Here is a 3,015-nt window from a genome sequence, read left to right on the forward strand (position 1 = left end):
GTAGGATGGGGTCGCGCTGACCAATCCTTGCCCAATCTGTAGCGTTCGACGCGGGAGGAGCCAGTAAAGCCGGGATTTAAAGAGCAACGAAGCGCTATGGCCTTGCCTGATTGGAACCTGCGGACATCGGCCTCGTTTGGCTGTAGCCATGGCAAAGATCGATCCGAGGACTGTCGCCAGTCTTTTGCGGGAATATGCGCAAGGGGGCGTCTATGCGCGGCGACAATCCCTATCGCACCAAGGCATACTTGCGCGCGGCAGACAGTCTGATGGCGCTGTCGCAACCGCTTGATCGAATCATTGCCGCCGGCGCACTCACCGAGATACCGGGGATCGGTGACGCGACCGCGGCGAGCTGCTTGCCGGCGCGTTGCACGCTATCCTCGACTTGACGGCCCTGAAATAGAAGGGAGCAACTGTTTGCTCGGGCGTGGTGCGCCTCCGAACTCCGACACGCATCACTAACCTCAGTTGAGCATGCCATATGCGCAAATAGACCGCCCGAACCCCGTCAACGAGCGGCTTTAACCAGCCGGTCAAGCAGTGCGTAATCGTCCAAATCCTCGTAGGGCGTTAAGTCGAGATCGCCCGGGACATTCTTAAGGCTCTCCTCATCAATCGCTTTCTCATGGGCTTTCATCACCGCTTGGTATGCCCTCCACGTCACCCCTGCGCCCCTGACGGCATCGCGTTCGGCACGCAGCGCGATTTGGTGGGCATGAAGGTAGTGGAGCCGAAGCTCATCCAATAACGCCTTTTCCACGATTTCGTGTGTGACCAAGAAGGGCGCCAGCCTGACTTCCCGGCCTCCAACCATCGTTCGCGGCAGGTGGCGGTCGATGTAAACCGTCTTCCCATCGCCGCTATATCTAGCAATATAGGGAATATCGAAATCGCGGCTGACTTTCACTCGCTTTTGTAAGGCCACCAACACGTCGGCTAAGACGTGGTCGTCGACGTCTGCGGATTTGTGTCGAACTTCGCGGTCGAGATCCAAAGCGGCCCCCTGGTGCCGTCTTTTCGGTGGAGACTATGCAATCTCGTTGAGAGCATCTGGTTCCGCTATCCAGAGCGCAGTATTTCTTGACGTCAACAAATCCACTGGAAACCCGGTGCGTTTCTCGTCGGGAGATGTCCCCACGACGGCCGGCACCATACCAAGCCCGCTGATTCTTCCAGGCAGCGGGCTTTTTGTTGGAACCAATCATTTCGGTGGGGAGGTTCTCATGGGCGCGGCATCTTGCTCTGGCTCCTCCGTATTCCGATTCCAATTATCATCCTCATTATGCATTCAACAAGTTGATGCGGAAGCGAGCACCCCGCAAGGTCAGGCATTGACCTGGTTTGGATGTAAGAAAGCGGAAGATTCACGACCGGATCCGGTTGGATACTGGTAGGCGAAAACGCGCCCACGATCTTCCAGCCTTCTTCGGGAGCTGGAACACCGTTTTCAAGCGCTACCCGGCTTGGCTCAAAGCTGATGTTTTCATCGACTTTTCGAGCCTGTTCGGATGAACCGGATATGGAATCGTCAAGGTCCACCGCAGGGACAGGGCGCAAAAGGGGGACTTAAAGCCAGGCCATAGGCCAAGGGCGGCTTGACAACCAAAATCCTGGCACTCACCGATGCACTTGGCAATCTTGTGCGCTTTGTTTCTTTGCGCAGCCTGCGGTTCGATCCCGTGGGTGTCGCCCCGGCCGACTCTCATCGATGATGTCATTCCGTATAGAAACGCGAGAAATGTTCGCCGATGATCTCACCAGCGGTGTAGCCCTTGATTCGCTCTGCACCAGTGTTCCAACTCTGAATCCTGCCCTCGGTATCGAGCATGAATATTGCATAATCGACGACACTTTGAACCAGCTGCTCTGCAGCGGTCTGGGAGAGCTGTGGGTTTCGGTGATTTTTGTCAGGCATCTGCGCTATTTAGTGCTTTGCACTCATAAAGCTACTGAGCACTTTGTTCCACGTGGCAACAGCTCATTGTGCCTCTGACGTCTTTACCGCGTGATCTGGTATACGCTCGTGCAGGGAGACACGCCAACACGATGCGCGGTCGCGCTTGCTGGAACCAGTCCCGACGCTCCGCATTCTATTAGCTGGGTCTCAAGGAGTGTGTGATGAAAGCGGTTTTGGCACTGGTCAGTGGCTTCATGCTGACCCTTGCGGTCTTCGCCAGCGGGCTAGCTTTCGCTGCTTGGCTGATTGTCGCAAAGCCCGTGCATCAGGCGAAGCCCGCCGACAGTGTCTCGCAGCTTTGGACCAAGGACGCACAGGCCGTCGATAAGGCCGCGCAGGGCCTGGAGCGCGTGGCTGCCGCGCAGCCTGCGGCGCCCGACGTCGCCGCGACGGTGCAGGCGCCCGATCCGACCAATACGAGCGCGGTGGCGCCAGGCGCTGGCGAGCAGGAAGTCAGGCTGCCACCTGCCCATGTCAGCTGGTGCGCGGACCGCTACCGCTCCTACAATCCCGACGACAACAGCTACAGGTCCTATAGCGGCCAGCGGCGGCCCTGCCTGTCGCCCTATCTGGACATCATCGCCGCCGACCTGGGCGCGCAACAGCCCACCGAAGTTAGCTATGTCGAAGGCGCCGGCCCTCTGGTTGCAACAGCAGACCTTTCGGACGACCACGTCCAATCCTGCTTCAGCCGCTACCGATCCTACCGTCCCGAAGACAACAGCTACCAGCCCTATTCCGGCGGGCCGCGGCGCCAGTGCGAATAGGGCACGCTGCTTGCCGACTCACCGGCAAGGCGGTGCCCGATCGTGCTTGCAATCCTCAACGGTGCTCCTGGCTGGTTCAAATTCAGAAGGTTGCTTTTTTAAAGAGACGACATCAATCGGATCAACTCCAGACTGCATTGTAAGTGGGCAAGAGAGTGCTCTTTAGACGCCGAAATCCTGATGGTCTCTTCGAGCGCTTACGCACTTATGTGTGGCCGCGCCGGTCGTTCTCACGCTCGCTTCAATATTTTTCGAAGCGCATTCTGCGCCTGAATGCCACTCCACACG

General features: G+C 57.9%; 3 protein-coding genes and 2 pseudogenes. 3 read left to right on the plus strand and 2 right to left on the minus strand.

Annotated features, from left to right (window positions below):
- Positions 1–269: 269 nt before the first annotated feature.
- A complete protein-coding gene (locus ACXJ7R_RS28895) occupies positions 270–392 on the plus strand; it encodes a hypothetical protein (protein WP_457154811.1) in 123 nt (40 codons plus the stop codon).
- A gap of 119 nt (positions 393–511) precedes the next feature.
- Here the strand turns inward: ACXJ7R_RS28895 and ACXJ7R_RS28900 are convergent, their stop codons facing one another.
- Positions 512–997, minus strand: a complete 486-nt coding sequence (locus ACXJ7R_RS28900) for a hypothetical protein (protein ID WP_457154809.1) — start codon at positions 995–997, stop codon at positions 512–514.
- Between the two features lie 723 nt (positions 998–1,720).
- Positions 1,721–1,918: pseudogene (locus ACXJ7R_RS28905) on the minus strand (PAS domain S-box protein); the annotation flags it as partial.
- A 203-nt stretch (positions 1,919–2,121) separates the two neighbouring features.
- On the opposite strand from ACXJ7R_RS28905, the gene ACXJ7R_RS28910 reads away from it, so the two are divergent.
- The gene (locus tag ACXJ7R_RS28910; protein ID WP_457154810.1) at positions 2,122–2,727 is read left to right on the plus strand and encodes a BA14K family protein; all 606 of its coding nucleotides are present in this window, start codon (positions 2,122–2,124) and stop codon (positions 2,725–2,727) included.
- Between the two features lie 155 nt (positions 2,728–2,882).
- A pseudogene (locus tag ACXJ7R_RS28915) lies at positions 2,883–3,015 on the plus strand (DUF2062 domain-containing protein); the annotation flags it as partial.

It is taken from the genome of Mesorhizobium sp. P5_C1 (genome assembly GCF_054049815.1).